The following is a 17,263-nucleotide window of genomic DNA, read 5'->3' on the forward strand; positions in this document are numbered from 1 at the left end:
AGGCCTCGTTATAGTTGCTCAAATCTTCCACGGGACGAGTCCCGAACGGGTCGCATGTCCGGGCGCGCGGAAGACGTCCGAGGACCGGCGCATGCGCATCATCCCCGTCATCGCCTGCGCCGCATGGCTCGCAGGCTGTACGTTCAAGGCCGTCCCCGACCCGAAGGTCTCGGCCCGCGATGCCGCGTTCATGGCGCTGGTGCCCGAGGCCGAGTTCGATCCGCACTTCGCCCGATACCAGGTGAGCGATCCGACCGGGCAGCCCCCGGGCACCATCGTGGTCGAGACCAAGGAGCGCCAGCTCTACCTCGTGCTGCCGGACGGCAAGGCGATCCGGTACGGCGTTTCCGTGGGCGATGAGGCCTTCGGCTGGACGGGCACAGCCACGATCGACCGAAAGGCCGAATGGCCCGCCTGGAACCCGCCGGCCGAGATGATCAAGCGCTGGCCCCACGTCCACGCCATGCAGGGCGGCCCGATGAATCCGCTCGGCGCCCGGGCCCTCTACCTGGCCGATCACGGCCGGGACACGCTCTACCGGATCCACGGCACCAACGAGCCGGAGAAGATCGGCCAGGCGGTCTCCTCCGGGTGCATCCGCATGCGCAACATCGACGTGGTGGACCTGTTCGAGCGCGTGCCCGTCGGGGCCACGGTCATCGTCCGGTAACGCAACTGATCAACGTCCCAATAAGCCTGCTTGCTCGGTCCGTGTTTACCTGAACTTCCGTTCAGATCTTGCCGTTAACTTCCGGCAGGGGAGCCGTCCCGTAAGTTCAAATCACACCGGGACAAGCACCGACCGCAGCAAAGGTCGGAGGAGCAGGCAGTCATGACCATGATCTCCGTTCAACAGTTCTGCAACCATGCCGTTTCGACTGGCGCGATCAGCGACGAGGACCTCCTGGTCCTCAAGCGCGAGGTGCTGCCGGAGGGGATCATGAGCCGCGACGAGGCGGACATGCTGATCGCCCTGGAGCGCGCGGTGATCGGCTCCGACGCTTTCGCCGACTTCCTGGTCGCTTCGGTGGTCGACTTCGCCGTGTGGGGCCTGCGCCCGACCGGCTATATCGACCGCGACGTCGCCGCCTGGCTCGCCAGCTCGCTCAGCGGCCGCGACGGCCCGACCCCGGTCGGCGCCCGGATCGCCATGGAGATCGTCCGCGAGGCGCAGGGCAGCGCCGAGGCCCTGATGGCCTTCGCCCTCGACGCCAACCGCTGGACCCGCGAGGCGACCCAGGCTCCGCGCGTCACCTTCGCCCTGGCCGCCTGAGACTACGACCAAGGCGCAGCTTCCGTCCGCGGCACATCTGATCTATCGGGACAGTCAAGCCGGTGTGCAATCCGGCGATCTCGAGAGCGATGCGCCAGCGATGTTCGATAAGATCCTGATCGCCAACCGGGGCGAAATCGCCTGCCGGGTCATCAAGACCGCCCGGAAGATGGGCATCAGGACGGTCGCGGTCTATTCGGATGCCGACCGCGACGCGGTGCACGTCGCCATGGCCGACGAGGCGGTCCATATCGGCCCCGCCGCCGCGGCGCAGTCCTATCTGGTCATCGAGAAGATCGTCGAGGCCTGCCGGCAGACCGGCGCCCAGGCGGTCCATCCCGGCTACGGCTTCCTGTCCGAGCGCGAGGCCTTCCCGAAGGCGCTCGAAGCCGCCGGCATCGTGTTCATCGGTCCCAATCCCGGCGCCATCGCCGCCATGGGCGACAAGATCGAATCCAAGAAGGCGGCCGCGGCCGCCAACGTCTCCACCGTCCCGGGCTTCCTCGGCGTAATCGAGAGCCCCGAGCACGCCGTCGAGATCGCCGACGGGATCGGCTACCCGGTGATGATCAAGGCCTCGGCCGGCGGCGGCGGCAAGGGCATGCGCATCGCCCATTCCTCGGGCGAGGTCGCCGAGGGCTTCGCCCGGGCCAAGTCGGAGGCCTCCTCGTCCTTCGGCGACGACCGGGTCTTCGTGGAGAAGTTCATCACCGACCCGCGGCATATCGAGATCCAGGTAATCGGCGATAAGCACGGCAACGTGATCTACCTCGGCGAGCGCGAGTGCTCGATCCAGCGCCGCAATCAGAAGGTGATCGAGGAGGCGCCGTCGCCGCTGCTCGATCCCGAGACCCGCCGGAAGATGGGCGAGCAGGCCGTCGCCCTCGCCAAGGCAGTGAACTACGATTCCGCCGGCACCGTCGAGTTCGTCGCCGGCCAGGACAAGTCCTTCTACTTCCTGGAGATGAACACCCGGCTCCAGGTCGAGCATCCGGTCACCGAGATGATCACCGGTCTCGACCTCGTCGAGCTGATGATCCGGGTCGCGGCCGGCGAGAGGCTGCCGCTGACGCAGGAGCAGGTGACGCTCGACGGCTGGGCCGTGGAGAGCCGCGTCTACGCCGAGGATCCGACCCGAAACTTCCTGCCCTCCATCGGCCGGCTGACCACCTACCGGCCGCCGGAGGAGGGCCGCCAGGGCACCGCGATCGTGCGCAACGATACCGGCGTGGAGGAGGGCGGCGAGATCGCGATCCACTACGATCCGATGATCGCCAAGCTGGTGACCTGGGCGCCGACCCGCGCCGAGGCGATCGCCGCGCAGGGCGATGCCCTGGACGCCTTCGCGATCGATGGCATCCGCCACAACATCCCGTTCCTCTCGGCGCTGATGGCCCATCCGCGCTGGCAGGAGGGCAATCTCTCGACCGGCTTCATCGCCGAGGAATTCCCGAACGGCTTCGTCGCGCCCGAGCCCGCGGGCGCGGTGGCGATCCGCATGATGGCCGCCGCGGCGGCGATCGACCACAAGCTCAACCAGCGCAAGCGCGGGATCTCCGGCCAGATGCGCGCCCCCGGCCTGTTCGCGTTCGAGCGGGACCGGGTCGTGATCCTGGCCGGCCAATCCTACCCGGTGACCATCGAGCCGGAGGGCGAGGACCTGATCGTCACCCGGGACGACGGCACCTCGCTCTCGGTGGCGAGCGCGTGGCGCCCGGGCGAGCCGGTCTGGATCGGCACGATCGGCGCCGAGCGCGTCGCCATCAAGGTGCGCGGCCTGCTGAACGGCGTGTTCCTGCAGCATGCGGGCGCGGCGGCCGAGGCCCGGGTCTACACCCGCCGGGAGGCCGAGCTCGCCGCGCTGATGCCCGTGAAGGAGCAGGCCGGCTCCGGCAAGCAGGTGCTCTGCCCGATGCCGGGTCTCGTGAAGCAGATCTTGGTCACCGAGGGCCAGGAGGTGAAGAACGGCGAGCCCATCGCGGTGGTCGAGGCGATGAAGATGGAGAACATGCTCCGCGCCGAGCGCGACGCGACGGTGGCGAAGATCCACGCCAAGGAAGGCGACAGCCTCGCGGTGGACGCGGTGATCCTGGAATTCGCCTGATCGTAGCCGACGGCCGTCGTGAGTGCGGTCCACAACGAGCAAACGAAGCTTCTGGCCACCGCGCTGAACAACATCGCGGTGGCTTACGTCGTCATCGGTTTCGTGACGCCGATGACGGCGGCGAGCTTCGGGGCCGCCACCGCTCCGATCCTGCAACTCAACCGAGCGATCTTCACGGTGGTTTGGTTATGTACCGGCGCGGCACTACATTACGGTGCGAGGCGCTGCCTGCGGAGCCTGAAGCCATGAACTACGATTGGCTTTTCATCACCTTCGGTATCCCGGCGATCACGCTTGCCATGGCGTATGCGGCCGTGCGCGCGAATGAACGTTCGGCGCGCCGCCTCGATCATCCGCCCGGCGAGTAGTGATCCGTCTGGCCGGATCCCGGACGCGTCTACAGAGAGCATGCCCCTCTACTTCGCCTACGGCGCGAACATGGATGCCGCCGCGATGGCCCTGCGTTGCCCGGTCTCGCGGCTGATCGGCGGCGGGCGGCTGCCGGCGCACCGTTTCATCATCATGCGCGAGGGCTATGCCTCGGTGCTGCGCGATCCTGGCCGGGCTGTTCACGGTGTCCTGTGGGAGCTGGCGCGCGACGATATTCCGGCCCTCGATCGCTACGAGGGCGTGGCCGGCGGCCTCTACACCAAGGCGACATTGCCGGTGACGACGGCCGGCGGGGTCAAGCGTGCGCTGATCTATCTCGGCCGGTCCACCGCGCCCGGCCGGCCGCGTCCGGGCTACCTCGAATCCGTGGTCGCGGCGGCGCATGCCGCGCAGCTGCCGCCCGCCTATATTCGCGAACTCAGGACCTGGATGCGCGGCCCGCCCGCCTGACCATCCGGCAATTGGTACGCAACCTGCTTGCTCGCGATCGACCGGGGCGGCGACACCATCATGCGCCTCGGCCAGCTGTGATGTTTGCGCAGCGTGCCATTCGGTCAACGGCGATCGGCGGCCGCGTGCGAGGGAGAGGTTCGCATGTCCTATCTGGCGCCCGCCGATTTCGTGAAGAAGGCCGTCGATGCCGGCGAGTCGAAGGTCTTCATGGCCACCAAAGACACGTTCATCCGGGCCTACATGGCCGGCGCGATCCTGGCGCTCGCCGCGGCTTTCGCGGTGACCATTAACCAGACCACCGGCCAACCCCTCGTCGGGGCGCTGCTGTTCCCGGTCGGCTTCTCGATGCTGTACCTGCTGGGCTACGACCTCTTCACCGGCGTCTGCGTGCTCACGCCCCTCGCCCTGATCGACAAGCGCCCCGGCGTCACCGTGGCCGGCATCGCCCGCAACTGGACGCTCGTGTTCTTTGGGAACTTCGCCGGTGCCCTCACCACCGCCCTGATGATGGCGATCGTGTTCACCTTCGGCTTCGCCACCGAGCCGAACGCCGTCGGCAAGGCGATCGCCGGTATCGGCGAGGCGCGCACCCTCGGCTACGAGAAGTACGGCGCGGCCGGCATGCTGACCCTCTTCGTGCGCGCCATGATGTGCAACTGGATGGTCTCCACCGGCGTCATCGGCGCGATGCTGTCCACCTCGGTCCCCGGCAAGGTGATCGCGATGTGGATGCCGATCACGGTGTTCTTCTTCATGACCTTCGAGCATTCGGTCGTGAACATGTTCCTGTTCCCGTCGGCGATCCTCATGGGCGGCCACCTGACCGTCATGGATTACCTGCTGTGGAACGAGATCCCGACGCTGCTCGGCAACATCGTCGGCGGTCTCGCCTTCACCGGGCTGATGCTCTACTCGACCCATGTCCGCACGGGTGAGACGCGCTCGGCCCCAATCGGTGCCGGCGTCCGTCGTCCGATGGCGGCCGAGTGAGGTTGAGCGGCCCGTGCTTCCGCACGGGCCTTTGGGGACGGTGCCGATCCGATGAGCGCGACGCGTACCGTCTCCGTGATCGTCAAGGGGCGGGTCCAGGGCGTTTCCTACCGGGCCTGGACCCAGGCCGAAGCCCGCGCCCGGGGCCTGTCCGGCTACGTGCGCAACCGGGACGACGGCTCTGTCGAGGCGCTGTTCAGCGGTCCGCCCGAGGCCGTCGACCACATGGTGGCCCTGTGCCGGTCCGGGCCGCCGGCGGCCCGGGTCACCGACGTCACTCTGCGCGAGGGCGGCGAGGCTCCGGAGACGGGCCGGTTCGAGATCCTGCGCGGCTGAGGCCGTCGCGAGAGGCAGGACGGGTTCTGCGGGGCGAACGGGACTGGTATGGCCTCGGGCCGCTACCGGTTCCGATCCCCGGCACTCCGAGACCATGACAGACCTGACCGCAGGCAGTGCCGCCTTCTCGCCCCTCGATCTCGGGGCGCTGGCCTATTTCATCGTCGCCTGGGTCGCGTACGGCCTGTCGGTCGGCCGCCTGCGCGGGCGCATGATCTCGCTCAGCCAGATCATGAACGTGCACCGGTCGAACTGGGCCCGGCAGATCATCGGGCGCGAGAACCGGGTCGTCGACACGCAGATCAACGCCTCCCTCCAGAACGGCACCGCCTTCTTCGCCTCGACCTCGCTGATCGCACTGGGCTCGGTGCTGACCCTGTCGCGCTCCGGCGACGACGTGCTCAACCTGTTCGCGACCCTTCCGTTCGGGACGGTGGCGAACCGCACGACCTGGGAGCTGAAGGTCGCTGGCCTCGCGGTGGTGTTCGTCTACGCCTTCTTCAAATTCGCCTGGGCCTACCGGCTGTTCAATTATGCGGCGATCCTGCTGGGCGCCGTGCCGCCGAAGGGCTCGGGCGTGAGCGACACCGAGGTGATGCGGGCGGTCCGCCGGCTCGCGGCGATGAATGTCAGCGCCGGCCGGCACTTCGCCCGCGGCCAGCGCGCCTTCTTCTTCGCGCTGGCCTATCTGGGCTGGTTCGTGAGTCCGTATGTGCTGATCGCCTCGACAAGTGCGGTGGTCGTCATCATGTGGCGTCGACAGTTCGCCTCGGAGATCCGCAAGGCGCTGCTGGAGGCCGGTGAGGGGCCGCACGAGGGACCGCTCCTGGCCCCCGCCGAGGAGGCACGGACATGAATACGACCAAGGCGGACGAGGCGGCGATCGAGGAGACTCTCCTCGGGCTGGTGGCCGAGCGCGGCGCCGGCAAGACCATCTGCCCGTCGGAGGTCGCCCGCGCCTTGGGCGGCCCGCACCCGGACGGATGGGGACCGCTGATGCAGCCGGTGCGGCGGGTCGCGGTGCGGCTCGCCCATGCCGGCCGGGTCGCGATCCTGCGCAAGGGCAAGCCGGTCGATCCGGACGATTTCCGCGGAATCTACCGGCTGACGCTGCCGGGCGAAGCGACCGGTTCTGGCCCGGGCAGCCAATCCGGCGTGTAGCCGGCGAGCCGGTAGACCACGAGGCCGATCCACTCCTTCACCGCGAGATCGAGCTGGAGGAGCCCGTCCGAGGCGAATCCGTGGAACCGGGCGGCATCGCCCCAGCCGCGGGTTCGGTAATCGACCGGGAAGGCGTCGACCGTGAAGCCGGCCTCCCGGAAGCAGCCGATCGCGCGGGGCATGTGCCAGGCCGAGGTGATCAGCAGCCAGCGCTCGCCCGGCTTCGGCTGGGCCAGAGCGGCGGTAAACGCGGCATTCTCCTGGGTGTTGCGTGACCGGTTCTCGAGGATCAGCCGGGTGCGGGGCAGGCCGAGGACGTCGGCATGGCGGCTGATGATATCGGCCTCCGCAATGCCGCCGCCGACGAAGCCGCTTCCGCCGGAGAAGACGAGCCGGGCCTGCGGAAACCGGCGCGCCAGGTGGGCGAGGTAGACCGGCCGCTCGCCGGCATCGTTGCCGAGCACCTGATCGCGCGCCTCGGACAGCCCGGCCTCGATGCCGCCGCCGAGCACGATGATGCCCGCGGGAGCCGGCCCATCCTCCGGGTAGGGCGGAAACCGCTCCTCCAGCGGCAGGAGGGCGATCTCCGATACGGGGGTCAAACCGCCGACGGCCAGTCCCAGCAGCCCGAGCGCGGCGAGCGCGAGGCCGGTTCGGCGCAGGCGCGTCGCAGCCAGGATGACGAACCCGGCAAGTGCCGAAAAGATGAACAGGTTCGACGGGGTGATCAGAAAATAGACCACCTTCGAGAGCGGGAAGAACACCGGGCCGCCTCAGGCCGGCTTTGTCTCGGCCTCGAACCGGGCCAGGGCGGCGGCGTCCGGCGGCAGCAGGCTGGCGAGGCTCTCGCCCCTCTCGACCTCGCGCTGAATCCAGAGATCCAGGCGCTGCTGCTCGACGGCTTCGAGGGCGATGCGCTCGGCGAGCTCGGCCGGCAGCGCGACGATCCCGCCGGATCCGCAGACGACGATGTCGCCGGGATGGATCGCGGCGCCCCCGCAGGAGACCCGTTCCTGGGTGCCGACCAGGGCCAGCGTCTCGCTCCCGGCCTCCGGCGCCGACCAGACCGGCAGACCGACCGCCTCCGGAAGGGCGCCGTCGGTGACGAGGCCGGCGACACTGCGCTGCGCGAGCCGCGCCGCCACGATTGAACCGAAGGGGAGGGCAAGGCCGGAACGGGCGGCGTCGATCACCAGGATGGCACCTTCCGGGACCGCATCGATGGCGGCAGCGAGGTCACCGGCCGCGTCGTTGCGGGCCGGGACCATCCGCATCGTGTAGGCCGGGCCGATGGCGCTCTCGCCGGGGCCAGTCAGACCGCGCGGGCTGAACGCCTTCACACCCGCGCGTGACAAGGCCCGGGCCAGGCTGGCCGGAGTCACGGCGGAGAGCGCGTCGCGCAGGGTCGGATCGATCGCCATCAGAGGCTCCGGGAAAGGCGGGCGCCGGACGGATCGGCGAGTTGGCTCAAGGTGGATCGCCCGGGCCCGCCGACAAGGCCGCGCTTGCCGCCTCGCCCCGAAAGATGCTCGCCAGCGTCCGGGGATAAGTTCGCGAACTCAGGAGATCGGCTCGCCCAAAGCCCGCGCCGCCCCGGGCCGGGCCGCGAGCCGGTCGTACCAGCGACGCAGGGCCGGCCGCTCGATGCGCTCGGCCGGCAGGTTCAGCCAGCGATGCGCCGCGCAGCCGAGGGCGATGTCGGCGATGCTGAAACCACCGCCGATTGCGTAGTCCCGACCCGTCAGATGCGCGTCCAGGATGGCGGCAAACGCCTCCGTGCGCTTCACCGAAGCGTCGATCACGGCGCGGTCCGGATTGGCCGACCGGTAGAGCTGCCAGAACGCGTCCCGCATCGCGGGCGTGAAGGAGGTGGCCTGCCAATCGAGCCATTGCTCGATATGGGCGCGCGCCCGCGGATCGGCAGGCGAAGTGAGCGACGGAGCCATCGCCGCGACGTAGCGGAGGATGGCGTTCGATTCCCAGAGGACGAACCCGTCCTCCTCCAGGGTCGGGACCAGCCCGTTCGGGTTCATGGCGCGATAGGCGGGATCGTGGACGACGCCGTGCGCACCGCCGGCATCGATCCGCTCATAGGCGAGGCCGGCCTCGTCCAGCGCCCAGACTGCCTTCTGCACGTTGACCGAGGTGAGCCGGCCCCAGAGTTTACGCATCGTCACGAACCGTCTCCGCTACGCCTTCGGCGGGTAGGCGTGCTCACACCCGTTGGGATCGGTCACCCGCGTCTCGCCGTCCGCGTCGCGCAGGTAGCCCGGCCCGACCGGCACTTTGCCGTGGCCGCCGGGGATGTCGAGCACGTAGGTCGGCTGCGCGAGCCCGGAGAGGCGCCCGCGCAGGGCGCGCATGAGCGCCTGCCCCTCGGTCAGGCTCGTGCGCAGATGGCCAGTCCCCGGGGCGAGGTCGCCGTGATGGAGGTAATAGGGCTTGATCCGATTCTCGACGAAGGCCCGCATCAGCGCCTCGAGGGTCGCGGGGTCGTCGTTGATGCCGCGCAGCAGGACAGATTGGCTGACCATCGGGATGCCGGCATCCACCAGCCGGGCACAGGCGGCGCGGGCCGCCGGCGCGAATTCGCGCGGGTGATTGGCGTGCAGGGCGACGAACACCGCCCGGCCGAAGCGCTTGAGCGCCGTCACCAGATCAGCGTCGACGAGATCGGGCTTCACCACCGGCACGCGGGTGTGGATCCGCATCACCCGGACGTGCTCGATGGCCGACAGGCGCTCGGCGATGGCGCCGAGGCGCCGGGCGGAGAGCGCGAACGGGTCGCCGCCGGTGAGCACCACCTCCCAGATCCGCGGATCCTGCGCGATGTAGGCCAGCGCGCCGTCGAGCTCGGCCTCGGTCAGCGAGCCGAGGCCGTCCGGCCCGACCATCTCGCGCCGGAAGCAGAAGCGGCAATAGACCGGGCAGATGTGCAGCGGCTTCAGCAGCACCCGGTCGGGGTAGCGGTGGACGATGCCTACCACCGGCGCGTGCGCCGCATCGCCGATCGGGTCGGCCCGTTCCTCCGGGGCGACCACGGTCTCCGCACCCTGCGGCACGAATTGGCGGGCGATCGGATCGGCCGGATCGGCCAGATCGATCAGCTCGGCCATGTCCGGCGTGACCGAGACGGCGTAGCGCGACAGCACAGCGTGCAGGGCGTCTGCCTCCGGGCCGGAGAGCAGGCCGGCGGCGGCGAGGTCGGCGGCGTTGCGCAGGGTGCGGTTCACGGCAGGGTCTCCGCGACCGGGGTCCAGAGGACGTCGTCGATCCGGTTCGCTCCGCAGGCCAGCATGGCGAGGCGGTCGAAGCCGAGGGCGATCCCGGAGGCGTCGGGCATCACCGCCAGCGCGGCGAAGAAATCCTCGTCGATCGGGTACGTCTCTCCGTAGACGCGCAGCTTCTCCGCCATCTCTCCGGCGAAGCGCCGGCGGAGGGAAGCGGGATCGGTCAATTCGCCGAAGGCATTGGCGAGTTCGACCCCGCACGCATAGAGCTCGAACCGTTCGGCCACTCGCGGATCGTCCGGGGCGGGCCTAGCGAGGGCGGCCTCGCTGATCGGGTACTCGCACAGGATGGTCGGGCGCCCGATGCCGAGATGCGGCTCGACCCGCGCCACCAGCACACGGGAAAACAGATCGGCCCAGGTGTCATCCGGCGCGACCCGGAGGCCGGCCTCCGACACCGCGGCAGCGAGCCCGTCGCGGTCGGTCTCCCCGGTGGGCGAGATCGTGGCCAACAGGTCGATGCCGGCAAAGCGCGTGAAGGCCTCGGCGAGGGTCAGGCGCTCCGGCTCGGCGAACGGGTCGGCCTCCCGGTCGCGATAGCGGAAGCGGCGGGTGCCGGCGGTCTCGGCGGCCAGCGCGAGCAGATCGGCGCAATCGGCCATCAGGTCGGTATAGGGTACCCCGGCGCGGTACCATTCCAGCATGGTGAATTCCGGATGGTGCAGCGGGCCGCGCTCGCGGTTGCGAAACACCCGGGCGACGCTGAGCAGCCGCGTCTCACCGGCCGCCAGGAGCTTCTTGCAGGCGAATTCCGGCGAGGTGTGCAGGTAGAGCGGTGTCCGCGCCCCGCTCGCGCCGATCGCCGCGGTGGCGAAGGCCGAGAGATGCGCCTCGTTGCCCGGGGAGACCTGCAGGCAGGCGGTCTCGGCCTCGACGAAGTCGCGCGCGGCGAACCAGGCCCGGAAGGCGGCCAGGATGCGGTTGCGCAGGAGCAGCCGCGGCCGCCGGTCGGCGTGGCGACCGGGCGTCCACCAGGGCGAGGGCGCGCCGTTCAAAGCCCGATCCCCGGGCGGGGGCGGTCTCGGCCGGGCAAGGCAATCCTCGGAGTCGTCATCGCACGATCCTGACAGGCTCCCGGTCGGGCCTCACGATGTCCGGGCCTCCGAACGGGCCACGGGTTCCCCGGATTGGGAGGCGCGCGCATCGAGCCCACGCGCTTCGGTTGAGGCCCGCCCGCTGGCAACGGCGCCGCAGATGCGATAGTGCCGGGGCCTAGATCCCGTGCACGCGCTTGGCGCGTGCCGACCCGCCTTGTCAATGCAGGACCTAATTCCGTGAAGGTGATCGCCTCAACGCTCCGTAAGGGCAACGTCGTCGAGAAGGACGGCAAGCTCTACGTGATCCTGTTCGCCGAGAACATCCACCCCGGCAAGGGCACCCCGGTGACCCAGCTCGACATGCGCCGCATCACGGACGGCGTGAAGGTGTCCGAGCGCTACCGCACCACCGAGCAGGTCGAGCGGGCCTTCGTGGAGGATCGCGAGCACACCTTCCTGTACAGCGACGGCGAAGGGTTCCACTTCATGAATCCCGAGAGCTACGAGCAGGTCGCCGTGCCGGCCGACGTGGTCGGCGACGCCGCCCCCTATCTCCAGGAGGGCATGGCCGTGATGCTGTCGAGCCATAACGGCGTGCCGCTGACCATCGAGCTGCCCCAGCGGGTGACGCTGGAGGTCGCCGAGACCGAGCCGGTGCTCAAAGGCCAGACCGCCTCCTCGTCTTACAAGCCGGCCACGCTCTCGAACGGAGTGCGCACCACCGTCCCGCCGCACATCGCCGCCGGCACCCGCGTCGTCGTGATGACGGCCGACGGCGCCTACGTCGAGCGCGCCAAAGACTGATTTTTTTGGGGGTTTCTCGCCGCGGGACGACAGTCGCGCGGGCGGGAAACTCCATCCCACCCGCGCTCTCAGCCTGACGGTCTGTGAGGCTTTCGATCGACAGGCGGGCCTGGATGGCTAGGACGAAGCGCGGGTCCCCTCTCCCGCACGGGAGAGGGGGCCTGTCACGCTCCATCCTCGACGGATTGGACTACTCACAGCCTCTCAGCTGCCGGAGCGACGCGGAGGCCTCGAAGGACGCCTCCAAGCATCGCGAGCGGCCTGAAGACCTCCTTCGCGGCACGCTGCCCTCGCAAGTCAGGATGAGGGCGTGGATGAAGGAAGGCGACGCAAACCCCTCCTTCACCGCGGCGCTCGAGACGCCGCCTCGATCGCCCCGTAGCAGCCCTGGGACACGGCCTGCGCCCGCAGCCGCTCCTGCGGGCTGAAGGGCCGTCCATCCTCCCGGAAAAGATCCTCTTGGATCAGCGCGTCCGAGGTGCAGCGGGCCGCGATTCGGCAGAGCGGTGGCTCGCCGCCGGTGCGGGTGCAGATCGTGACGTAATCGGCGCGGAAGGCCCGCACCCCCGCGCGGGGGTTCGGTCCGGTCAGGGCGACGAGGCCGGTGAACAGCGCCAGTAGCACCGGCTGGTGGACGAGATAGACGACGAGGCTGTGGCGTCCCGCGAAGGCTGCGACGCGGCCCAACGCCGAGCGCGGCGCCCAGGCGCCCAGGCGCGAGCGCGCCAGCCAGGGCAGGCCGAGCCGCCCGACTAAGATCCCCGTCACGACGAAGCCGAACCACGGGAACAGCGGCACGTAGTCGTTGGTCCGCGGCGTCCCGGCACCGAGCCCGAGGAAGTACAGGACCGGCGCGTCGAGCACCGGCGCATGCACCAGGACGGGGGCGGCGAAGATCGCGGCCGCGGCCAGGGCCGTCACCGGAACCGGCAGGAACAGGAACGGCAGGCCCAGCACGCTCGACACGGCGATACAGTGCAGGATCCCGAAGAACACGTAGGAATCCGGGAAGGCGAACCAGGTCCCGATCGTGACCAGCAGGGCCGCCCCGCCGATCCGTGCGAGCCGCATCAGGGTCGGGCGCAGGCGGATGCCGCGCCCGTTCATCAGCACCAGCCCGACGCCGACCAGCGTCAGGAACGTGCCGGCGATCGCCTCGGCCGCGCGATGCCCGGTCGGCGTCAGGGCGTAGTTCTCGGCGGTCAGCCGGAGATATCCGACGTCCCACAGCGAATGGTAGCTCGCCATCGCGAGCAGGGCGCCCCCCCGAACCGCGTCGATGATCGGGTATCGGGCCCGCGCGGCGTTCGGGGCGGCGTGTGACGGCTCGGAGCGGAGAACAGCTGACACCATGGCGAGGGCTCAAACCACGCCGGAGCCCGGGACGCCACCGGGGGGCGTCGGCGCCATGGTGGCGCCGGGCGGCATTCCCGAGAGCTCTCGAAAACGTGAAGGGGCGTCCGGGCCGGTCGCGAAAACCTGACTGGACGGCGTGGCTGAGGAAATCCAAACGGCTCCATCGGCGTGAAAACGTCGTAACCCCGCTCCCCCTGCGACCGATCGACTGTTGCGAGCCTGCCTCCCCCGGGCAAGATTGCAACTCGGGATGGCTCCGATGCCGGTCATATGGGCTTTCCGGGAATCAGGACTTCGTTAATCTTGCTGCGAGAGCGCGCGGCGTGATTCGGTGTAGGTTGCTCGGCCATGTCTGACGAACGCGCTTCCGGGCCGCAGAACCCCAGTCGGATCGAGGATGCCCGGACCGCCGACGGGGCGCCGGGCGACGACGAGGCGCTCGACCTCGTCGAGGTCTCCGGCCGCATCAAGTGGTTCGACGTGTCGAAGGGCTTCGGCTTCATCGTGCCCGATGACGGCGCCCCCGACATCCTGCTGCACGTCACCTGCCTGCGGCGCGACGGCTTCCAGGCCGCCAGCGAGGGTGCCCGCATCGTCGTGGAGGCGGTGGAGCGGCCGCGGGGCTGGCAGGCATTCCGGGTTCTCTCGCTCGACCAGTCGGCGGCCCTGCATCCCTCCGAGATGCCGATGCCGCGCACCCATGTCTCGGTAACCCCGACCAGCGGCCTCGAGACCGCGGTGGTGAAGTGGTTCAACCGGCTGCGCGGATTCGGCTTCCTCACCCGTGGCGACGGCACGCCCGATATCTTCGTGCACATGGAGACCCTGCGCCGCTACGGCATCGCCGAATTGAAGCCCGGCGACGCGGTGCTGGTGCGCTACGGGGACGGCTCCAAGGGCGTGATGGCCGCCGAGATCCGCCTGATCGACGACGCGCTGCCGACCTCGCACTGACGGCGCGCCGCGAACCCGCGCCGATCGGGTGGCCTCGTCTTTTTCGCAAAAGCCGGTCCCCCGCTCCGGGCGCGATGCGCTATCTGCACCCGCGGCGGATGTCCCCGTCCGCAATCGCGTTTCCCGAGAGGCCAGTGCCCGTGAGAATCCTGACCCGTGCCGCGCAGGCGGCCACGATCGCCTGCCTGGTCCTGACCGCGTCCGCGCCCCTCCGTCCCGCAATCGCCCAGGAGGCGGCACGCGAGAGCGCCGCCAAGACCGAGCCGCTCACCATCGTCACCAAGGCCGGTCCAAAGCGGTTCGACGTCGAGGTGATGCGCGACGATGCCGGGCGCACCCGGGGATTGATGTTCCGCCGCCACATGGCGCCCGATCACGGCATGCTGTTCGATTTCGAGCGCAGCGAGCCCGTGACGATGTGGATGAAGAACACCTACCTGCCGCTCGACATGCTGTTCATCCGCAAGGACGGCACCGTGAGCCGGATCGCGGCCGATACCGAGCCGCTGTCGACGGCGATCATAGCGTCCGGCGGCCCGGTCTCGGCCGTCCTGGAGCTCAATGCCGGCACCGCGGCCAAGCTGGGCATCCAGTCGGGCGACCGGGTCGAGCACCCTTTGTTCAAGGGGCGTTGAGTCGACGGGCCCTTTCGCGAACGCAGCGGGAACAATCGCCTTGACCGCTGCGATGTTCCGCGCCAATGTTCCGGCATTGTTCCGGTGCTTCGGAATGCCGGCACAGCGCGGAGGACCCGATGAGCGACGTGGCCGATGCCGAGCTGTTCGGCAATGACGATTGGTCGGTGAGCGCCGACGGGCTCGAGCACCGGGGGACGGGCTATTTCATCGGCCGGGACGCCGTGGCTGCGCGCCGGGCCGAGGGCCTTTGGGAATGGCCGCTCCAGATGGCGGAGAAGAGCTGGTGCCGGCCCAGCCTGTTCCGCGAGGCGTTCCTGAACGCGCTGGCACAGTTCGGCATCGCCCGCGATGCCGGCCTCACCCGCTCCTTCGCGCTGGGCTACGGTATCCGGGCCGTCGAGGCGCCGGCACCGGACACGTTCGTCACCCTGGCCGACGTGCTGAGGCCTCGCACCGCCCCGGAGACGGTCCGGGTCGCCGCCCGGGCTCCGGCGCGCGCGCTGGCCGCGGCCGGCGCCTGATCCGTCCGGTCATTTGACCGCGGCCGTCTTCGCCGGATAGCCCTCTTCGCGAGAATGCGGGAGAGATGATCATGGCGAATGCTGATAATGCCGGGCTGGACGGCCTGATCACGTCACCGCTGTCGCGACGCGGCTTCGTGATGACCAGCCTGATCAGCGGCCTGACCGTCGCAACGACCCGCGTCGAGGCGCAGGTGATCCACACCGATGCCACCGGGATCGAGGCCGGGGAGGTGAAGATCCCCGCTGCCGACGGCCCGATGCCGGCCTACCGGGCGGTCCCAGAGGGCGCCGGCCCGTTCCCGATCGTGCTGGTGATCGAGGAGATTTTCGGGGTCCACGACTATATCAAGGACATCTGCCGACGCCTGGCCAAGGCCGGCTACTGCGCGGTCGCCCCCGAGCTCTACGCCCGGCAGGGCGATCTCTCGACCATGACCGATCCCAAAATCATCATCCGGGACGTCATCTCCAAGACGCCGGACGCGCAGTGGATCGGCGATCTCGACGCCACCGCGGCCTGGGCGGCTTCCGCGGCCAAGGGCGATCCCGCCCGGCTCGGCGTTATGGGCTGGTGCCGAGGCGGCCGCGCTGCCTGGCTCTACGCGGCGCATCGTCGCGACCTGAAGGCGGCGGTGGCCTGGTATGGCCCGATCGGGGGCGAGCGGACCGACATCCAGCCGCGCACAGCCGGGGATGTCGCGGCCGAGATCCACGCCCCGCTGCTCGCGCTCTACGGCGGCGCCGATACCGGCATTCCGCCGGCCTCGGTGGAGGAAGCCCGCGACAAGGCGAAGGAAGCCGGCATGACCGTCGAACTGGTGATCTATCCGGATGCGCCGCACGGTTTCCATGCGGATTACCGGCCGAGCTACCGCAAGGAGCCGGCCGAGGATGGCTGGAACCGCGCGCTTGCCTTCCTGAAAGCCCACGGCGTCGGCTGATTCAGGGGCTCTCGCCGGTCTTGTCAGGATGTTCTCGGGTGGCTGTGCTTCCCGGGACACGGCCACAACTTGTCGAATATGCAAGGGTCGCGGGTGGATCTGTGCCCGCGCGGGTCCGGCCGATCGTCACGACCGGGGCATTGAACCGATCGTCGCGACCGCCGTTCAGCCCCTGTAGAGTGTCCCGGCCCATGAGCGATTCGGTACAGCCCGGACAGAAGCCCGTGATCCTCGTCGTGGAGGACCAACCCGACGAGCGCTTCCTCGCGGCCACGCTCCTGGAGGATACCGGCTTCACGGTGATCGAGGCCGAGACCGCCGACCGGGCGCTCGCCATCCTCAACGACCGGGCCGACGAAGTCAGCGTCGTGTTCTCCGACGTGCGGACGCCCGGCCCGATCGGCGGCTTCGAGCTGGCGCGGATCATCGGCGTGACCTGGCCGCGGGTCCGGGTGCTGCTCACCTCCGGGGATGCCGGCGACCAGCCGAGCGACCTGCGCATGTCGGCGACCTTCATCCCGAAGCCGTGGCGTGCCGAGGATATCCTGGCCTGGGTCGAGCAGGCGGCGGGTCGCCCCTCGGGGACGACGGGTCCTGCGGTGATCGGGCCGGGTGGTAAATTAATTACGCCGGGCCTGGAAACCTGAGGCCAACTCCGGGTTGTACGGCACTTCAAGGGCGCGCGACGCCCGAATCCCTGCAACGCCAACAACCCCGAAGACAATCATGCGCATCGTGGCTGCCAACCACGCCGATTCTCTGCGACGGAACCTCTCGGACGACCGGAACGCGATCCGCGTCGTCGATAGCGTGACCGATGAGCTGCGCATCCACTACGAGTCCGCGACCGACGACGTGCCCGCCGAGATCCTGGCTTTGGCGATGCGGCTCGACGGACACGTGGCGCAGCCGACCTTCGCCGGCTGAGCGACCCGGGCGAGTCGCCAAGGCGAGGGAATCTGCTATTCAGCGGGCCCTGACCTGCCGGCGCATCGCGTCTCTCAGCCGAGCC

At 69.4% G+C, this 17,263-nt stretch carries 23 protein-coding genes; 17 read left to right on the forward strand and 6 right to left on the reverse strand.

Annotated elements, in window-relative coordinates; all coding sequences use genetic code 11:
* Positions 1-91: 91 nt before the first annotated feature.
* The 10 genes from LGR69_RS01030 to LGR69_RS01070 all read left to right on the forward strand — a co-directional run bounded on the left by LGR69_RS01030 (position 92) and on the right by LGR69_RS01070 (position 6,707).
* Positions 92-670, forward strand: coding sequence for a L,D-transpeptidase (locus LGR69_RS01030; RefSeq protein WP_230364932.1), 579 nt, complete (start codon positions 92-94; stop codon positions 668-670).
* Positions 671-832: 162 nt separating this feature from the next.
* A complete protein-coding gene (locus LGR69_RS01035; RefSeq protein WP_007563785.1) occupies positions 833-1,273 on the forward strand; it encodes a hypothetical protein in 441 nt (146 codons plus the stop codon).
* Between the two features lie 100 nt (positions 1,274-1,373).
* The gene (locus tag LGR69_RS01040) at positions 1,374-3,377 is read left to right on the forward strand and encodes an acetyl-CoA carboxylase biotin carboxylase subunit (protein ID WP_230364933.1); all 2,004 of its coding nucleotides are present in this window, start codon (positions 1,374-1,376) and stop codon (positions 3,375-3,377) included.
* Between the two features lie 18 nt (positions 3,378-3,395).
* Entirely contained in the window at positions 3,396-3,626 is a 231-nt protein-coding gene (locus LGR69_RS01045) for a hypothetical protein (RefSeq protein ID WP_230364934.1), read from the forward strand.
* Positions 3,623-3,745, forward strand: coding sequence for a hypothetical protein (locus LGR69_RS31755; protein ID WP_268868313.1), 123 nt, complete (start codon positions 3,623-3,625; stop codon positions 3,743-3,745). The genes LGR69_RS01045 and LGR69_RS31755 overlap by 4 nt, the downstream gene beginning before the upstream one ends.
* 40 nt (positions 3,746-3,785) lie before the next feature.
* Complete coding sequence (locus LGR69_RS01050) at positions 3,786-4,217, forward strand: gamma-glutamylcyclotransferase family protein (protein WP_230364935.1); 432 nt, start codon at positions 3,786-3,788, stop codon at positions 4,215-4,217.
* A gap of 144 nt (positions 4,218-4,361) precedes the next feature.
* Positions 4,362-5,210: a formate/nitrite transporter family protein gene (locus LGR69_RS01055; RefSeq protein WP_007563794.1), complete on the forward strand. Its 849-nt coding sequence runs from the start codon at positions 4,362-4,364 to the stop codon at positions 5,208-5,210.
* A 51-nt stretch (positions 5,211-5,261) separates the two neighbouring features.
* On the forward strand, positions 5,262-5,546 hold the full coding sequence (locus LGR69_RS01060; RefSeq protein WP_230364936.1) for an acylphosphatase: 285 nt from the start codon (positions 5,262-5,264) through the stop codon (positions 5,544-5,546).
* Positions 5,547-5,640: 94 nt separating this feature from the next.
* A complete protein-coding gene (locus LGR69_RS01065; protein WP_007563798.1) occupies positions 5,641-6,402 on the forward strand; it encodes a DUF599 domain-containing protein in 762 nt (253 codons plus the stop codon).
* Positions 6,399-6,707, forward strand: coding sequence for a DUF3253 domain-containing protein (locus LGR69_RS01070; protein ID WP_122160923.1), 309 nt, complete (start codon positions 6,399-6,401; stop codon positions 6,705-6,707). Before LGR69_RS01065 ends, LGR69_RS01070 begins: the two co-directional genes overlap by 4 nt.
* Here LGR69_RS01070 and LGR69_RS01075 read toward each other — a convergent pair.
* The 5 genes from LGR69_RS01075 to epmA all read right to left on the reverse strand — a co-directional run bounded on the left by LGR69_RS01075 (position 6,644) and on the right by epmA (position 10,992).
* Positions 6,644-7,471, reverse strand: a complete 828-nt coding sequence (locus tag LGR69_RS01075; protein WP_230364937.1) for a YdcF family protein — start codon at positions 7,469-7,471, stop codon at positions 6,644-6,646. The two genes, LGR69_RS01070 and LGR69_RS01075, sit on opposite strands and share 64 nt — an antisense overlap.
* A 9-nt stretch (positions 7,472-7,480) precedes the next feature.
* Positions 7,481-8,128, reverse strand: coding sequence for an RraA family protein (locus LGR69_RS01080; RefSeq protein WP_230364938.1), 648 nt, complete (start codon positions 8,126-8,128; stop codon positions 7,481-7,483).
* Positions 8,129-8,266: 138 nt separating this feature from the next.
* The gene (locus LGR69_RS01085) at positions 8,267-8,878 is read right to left on the reverse strand and encodes a glutathione S-transferase family protein (protein ID WP_230365207.1); all 612 of its coding nucleotides are present in this window, start codon (positions 8,876-8,878) and stop codon (positions 8,267-8,269) included.
* Between the two features lie 18 nt (positions 8,879-8,896).
* The gene (locus LGR69_RS01090; protein WP_230364939.1) at positions 8,897-9,940 is read right to left on the reverse strand and encodes a lysine-2,3-aminomutase-like protein; all 1,044 of its coding nucleotides are present in this window, start codon (positions 9,938-9,940) and stop codon (positions 8,897-8,899) included.
* Positions 9,937-10,992: an EF-P lysine aminoacylase EpmA gene (gene epmA / locus LGR69_RS01095; RefSeq protein ID WP_230364940.1), complete on the reverse strand. Its 1,056-nt coding sequence runs from the start codon at positions 10,990-10,992 to the stop codon at positions 9,937-9,939. Before epmA ends, LGR69_RS01090 begins: the two co-directional genes overlap by 4 nt.
* 279 nt (positions 10,993-11,271) lie before the next feature.
* Here epmA and efp point away from each other — a divergent pair, with 279 nt between their 5' ends.
* On the forward strand, positions 11,272-11,838 hold the full coding sequence (gene efp / locus LGR69_RS01100; protein ID WP_007563812.1) for an elongation factor P: 567 nt from the start codon (positions 11,272-11,274) through the stop codon (positions 11,836-11,838).
* Positions 11,839-12,180: 342 nt separating this feature from the next.
* Here the strand turns inward: efp and LGR69_RS01105 are convergent, their stop codons facing one another.
* Positions 12,181-13,191, reverse strand: a complete 1,011-nt coding sequence (locus LGR69_RS01105) for a DUF1624 domain-containing protein (protein ID WP_230364941.1) — start codon at positions 13,189-13,191, stop codon at positions 12,181-12,183.
* Between the two features lie 351 nt (positions 13,192-13,542).
* On the opposite strand from LGR69_RS01105, the gene LGR69_RS01110 reads away from it, so the two are divergent.
* From LGR69_RS01110 to LGR69_RS01135, 6 genes are all read left to right on the forward strand, one after another.
* Entirely contained in the window at positions 13,543-14,148 is a 606-nt protein-coding gene (locus LGR69_RS01110) for a cold-shock protein (protein ID WP_007563815.1), read from the forward strand.
* Positions 14,149-14,288: 140 nt separating this feature from the next.
* Positions 14,289-14,783, forward strand: coding sequence for a DUF192 domain-containing protein (locus LGR69_RS01115; RefSeq protein ID WP_230364942.1), 495 nt, complete (start codon positions 14,289-14,291; stop codon positions 14,781-14,783).
* Between the two features lie 119 nt (positions 14,784-14,902).
* Complete coding sequence (locus LGR69_RS01120) at positions 14,903-15,307, forward strand: hypothetical protein (RefSeq protein WP_230364943.1); 405 nt, start codon at positions 14,903-14,905, stop codon at positions 15,305-15,307.
* A 71-nt stretch (positions 15,308-15,378) separates the two neighbouring features.
* Positions 15,379-16,251: a dienelactone hydrolase family protein gene (locus LGR69_RS01125; protein ID WP_230364944.1), complete on the forward strand. Its 873-nt coding sequence runs from the start codon at positions 15,379-15,381 to the stop codon at positions 16,249-16,251.
* A 191-nt stretch (positions 16,252-16,442) separates the two neighbouring features.
* Positions 16,443-16,898 (forward strand): response regulator, encoded by a 456-nt coding sequence (locus LGR69_RS01130; protein ID WP_007563823.1) that lies wholly within the window; start codon positions 16,443-16,445, stop codon positions 16,896-16,898.
* Positions 16,899-16,977: 79 nt separating this feature from the next.
* Entirely contained in the window at positions 16,978-17,178 is a 201-nt protein-coding gene (locus LGR69_RS01135; RefSeq protein ID WP_007563825.1) for a hypothetical protein, read from the forward strand.
* Positions 17,179-17,263: the final 85 nt, after the last annotated feature.

The sequence above is a fragment of the Methylobacterium brachiatum genome, from assembly GCF_020523825.1.
GTDB classification, from domain to species: domain Bacteria; phylum Pseudomonadota; class Alphaproteobacteria; order Rhizobiales; family Beijerinckiaceae; genus Methylobacterium; species Methylobacterium brachiatum.

Coding starts and splice junctions, on each gene's coding strand:
- LGR69_RS01030 (WP_230364932.1), top strand. CDS start 92: ATGCGCATCATCCCCGTCATCGCCTGCGCCGCATGGCTCGCAGGCTGT.
- LGR69_RS01035 (WP_007563785.1), top strand. CDS start 833: ATGACCATGATCTCCGTTCAACAGTTCTGCAACCATGCCGTTTCGACT.
- LGR69_RS01040 (WP_230364933.1), top strand. CDS start 1,374: ATGTTCGATAAGATCCTGATCGCCAACCGGGGCGAAATCGCCTGCCGG.
- LGR69_RS31755 (WP_268868313.1), top strand. CDS start 3,623: ATGAACTACGATTGGCTTTTCATCACCTTCGGTATCCCGGCGATCACG.
- LGR69_RS01050 (WP_230364935.1), top strand. CDS start 3,786: ATGCCCCTCTACTTCGCCTACGGCGCGAACATGGATGCCGCCGCGATG.
- LGR69_RS01055 (WP_007563794.1), top strand. CDS start 4,362: ATGTCCTATCTGGCGCCCGCCGATTTCGTGAAGAAGGCCGTCGATGCC.
- LGR69_RS01060 (WP_230364936.1), top strand. CDS start 5,262: ATGAGCGCGACGCGTACCGTCTCCGTGATCGTCAAGGGGCGGGTCCAG.
- LGR69_RS01065 (WP_007563798.1), top strand. CDS start 5,641: ATGACAGACCTGACCGCAGGCAGTGCCGCCTTCTCGCCCCTCGATCTC.
- LGR69_RS01070 (WP_122160923.1), top strand. CDS start 6,399: ATGAATACGACCAAGGCGGACGAGGCGGCGATCGAGGAGACTCTCCTC.
- LGR69_RS01080 (WP_230364938.1), bottom strand. CDS start 8,128: ATGGCGATCGATCCGACCCTGCGCGACGCGCTCTCCGCCGTGACTCCG.
- LGR69_RS01085 (WP_230365207.1), bottom strand. CDS start 8,878: ATGCGTAAACTCTGGGGCCGGCTCACCTCGGTCAACGTGCAGAAGGCA.
- LGR69_RS01105 (WP_230364941.1), bottom strand. CDS start 13,191: ATGGTGTCAGCTGTTCTCCGCTCCGAGCCGTCACACGCCGCCCCGAAC.
- LGR69_RS01110 (WP_007563815.1), top strand. CDS start 13,543: ATGTCTGACGAACGCGCTTCCGGGCCGCAGAACCCCAGTCGGATCGAG.
- LGR69_RS01120 (WP_230364943.1), top strand. CDS start 14,903: ATGAGCGACGTGGCCGATGCCGAGCTGTTCGGCAATGACGATTGGTCG.
- LGR69_RS01125 (WP_230364944.1), top strand. CDS start 15,379: ATGGCGAATGCTGATAATGCCGGGCTGGACGGCCTGATCACGTCACCG.
- LGR69_RS01130 (WP_007563823.1), top strand. CDS start 16,443: ATGAGCGATTCGGTACAGCCCGGACAGAAGCCCGTGATCCTCGTCGTG.
- LGR69_RS01135 (WP_007563825.1), top strand. CDS start 16,978: ATGCGCATCGTGGCTGCCAACCACGCCGATTCTCTGCGACGGAACCTC.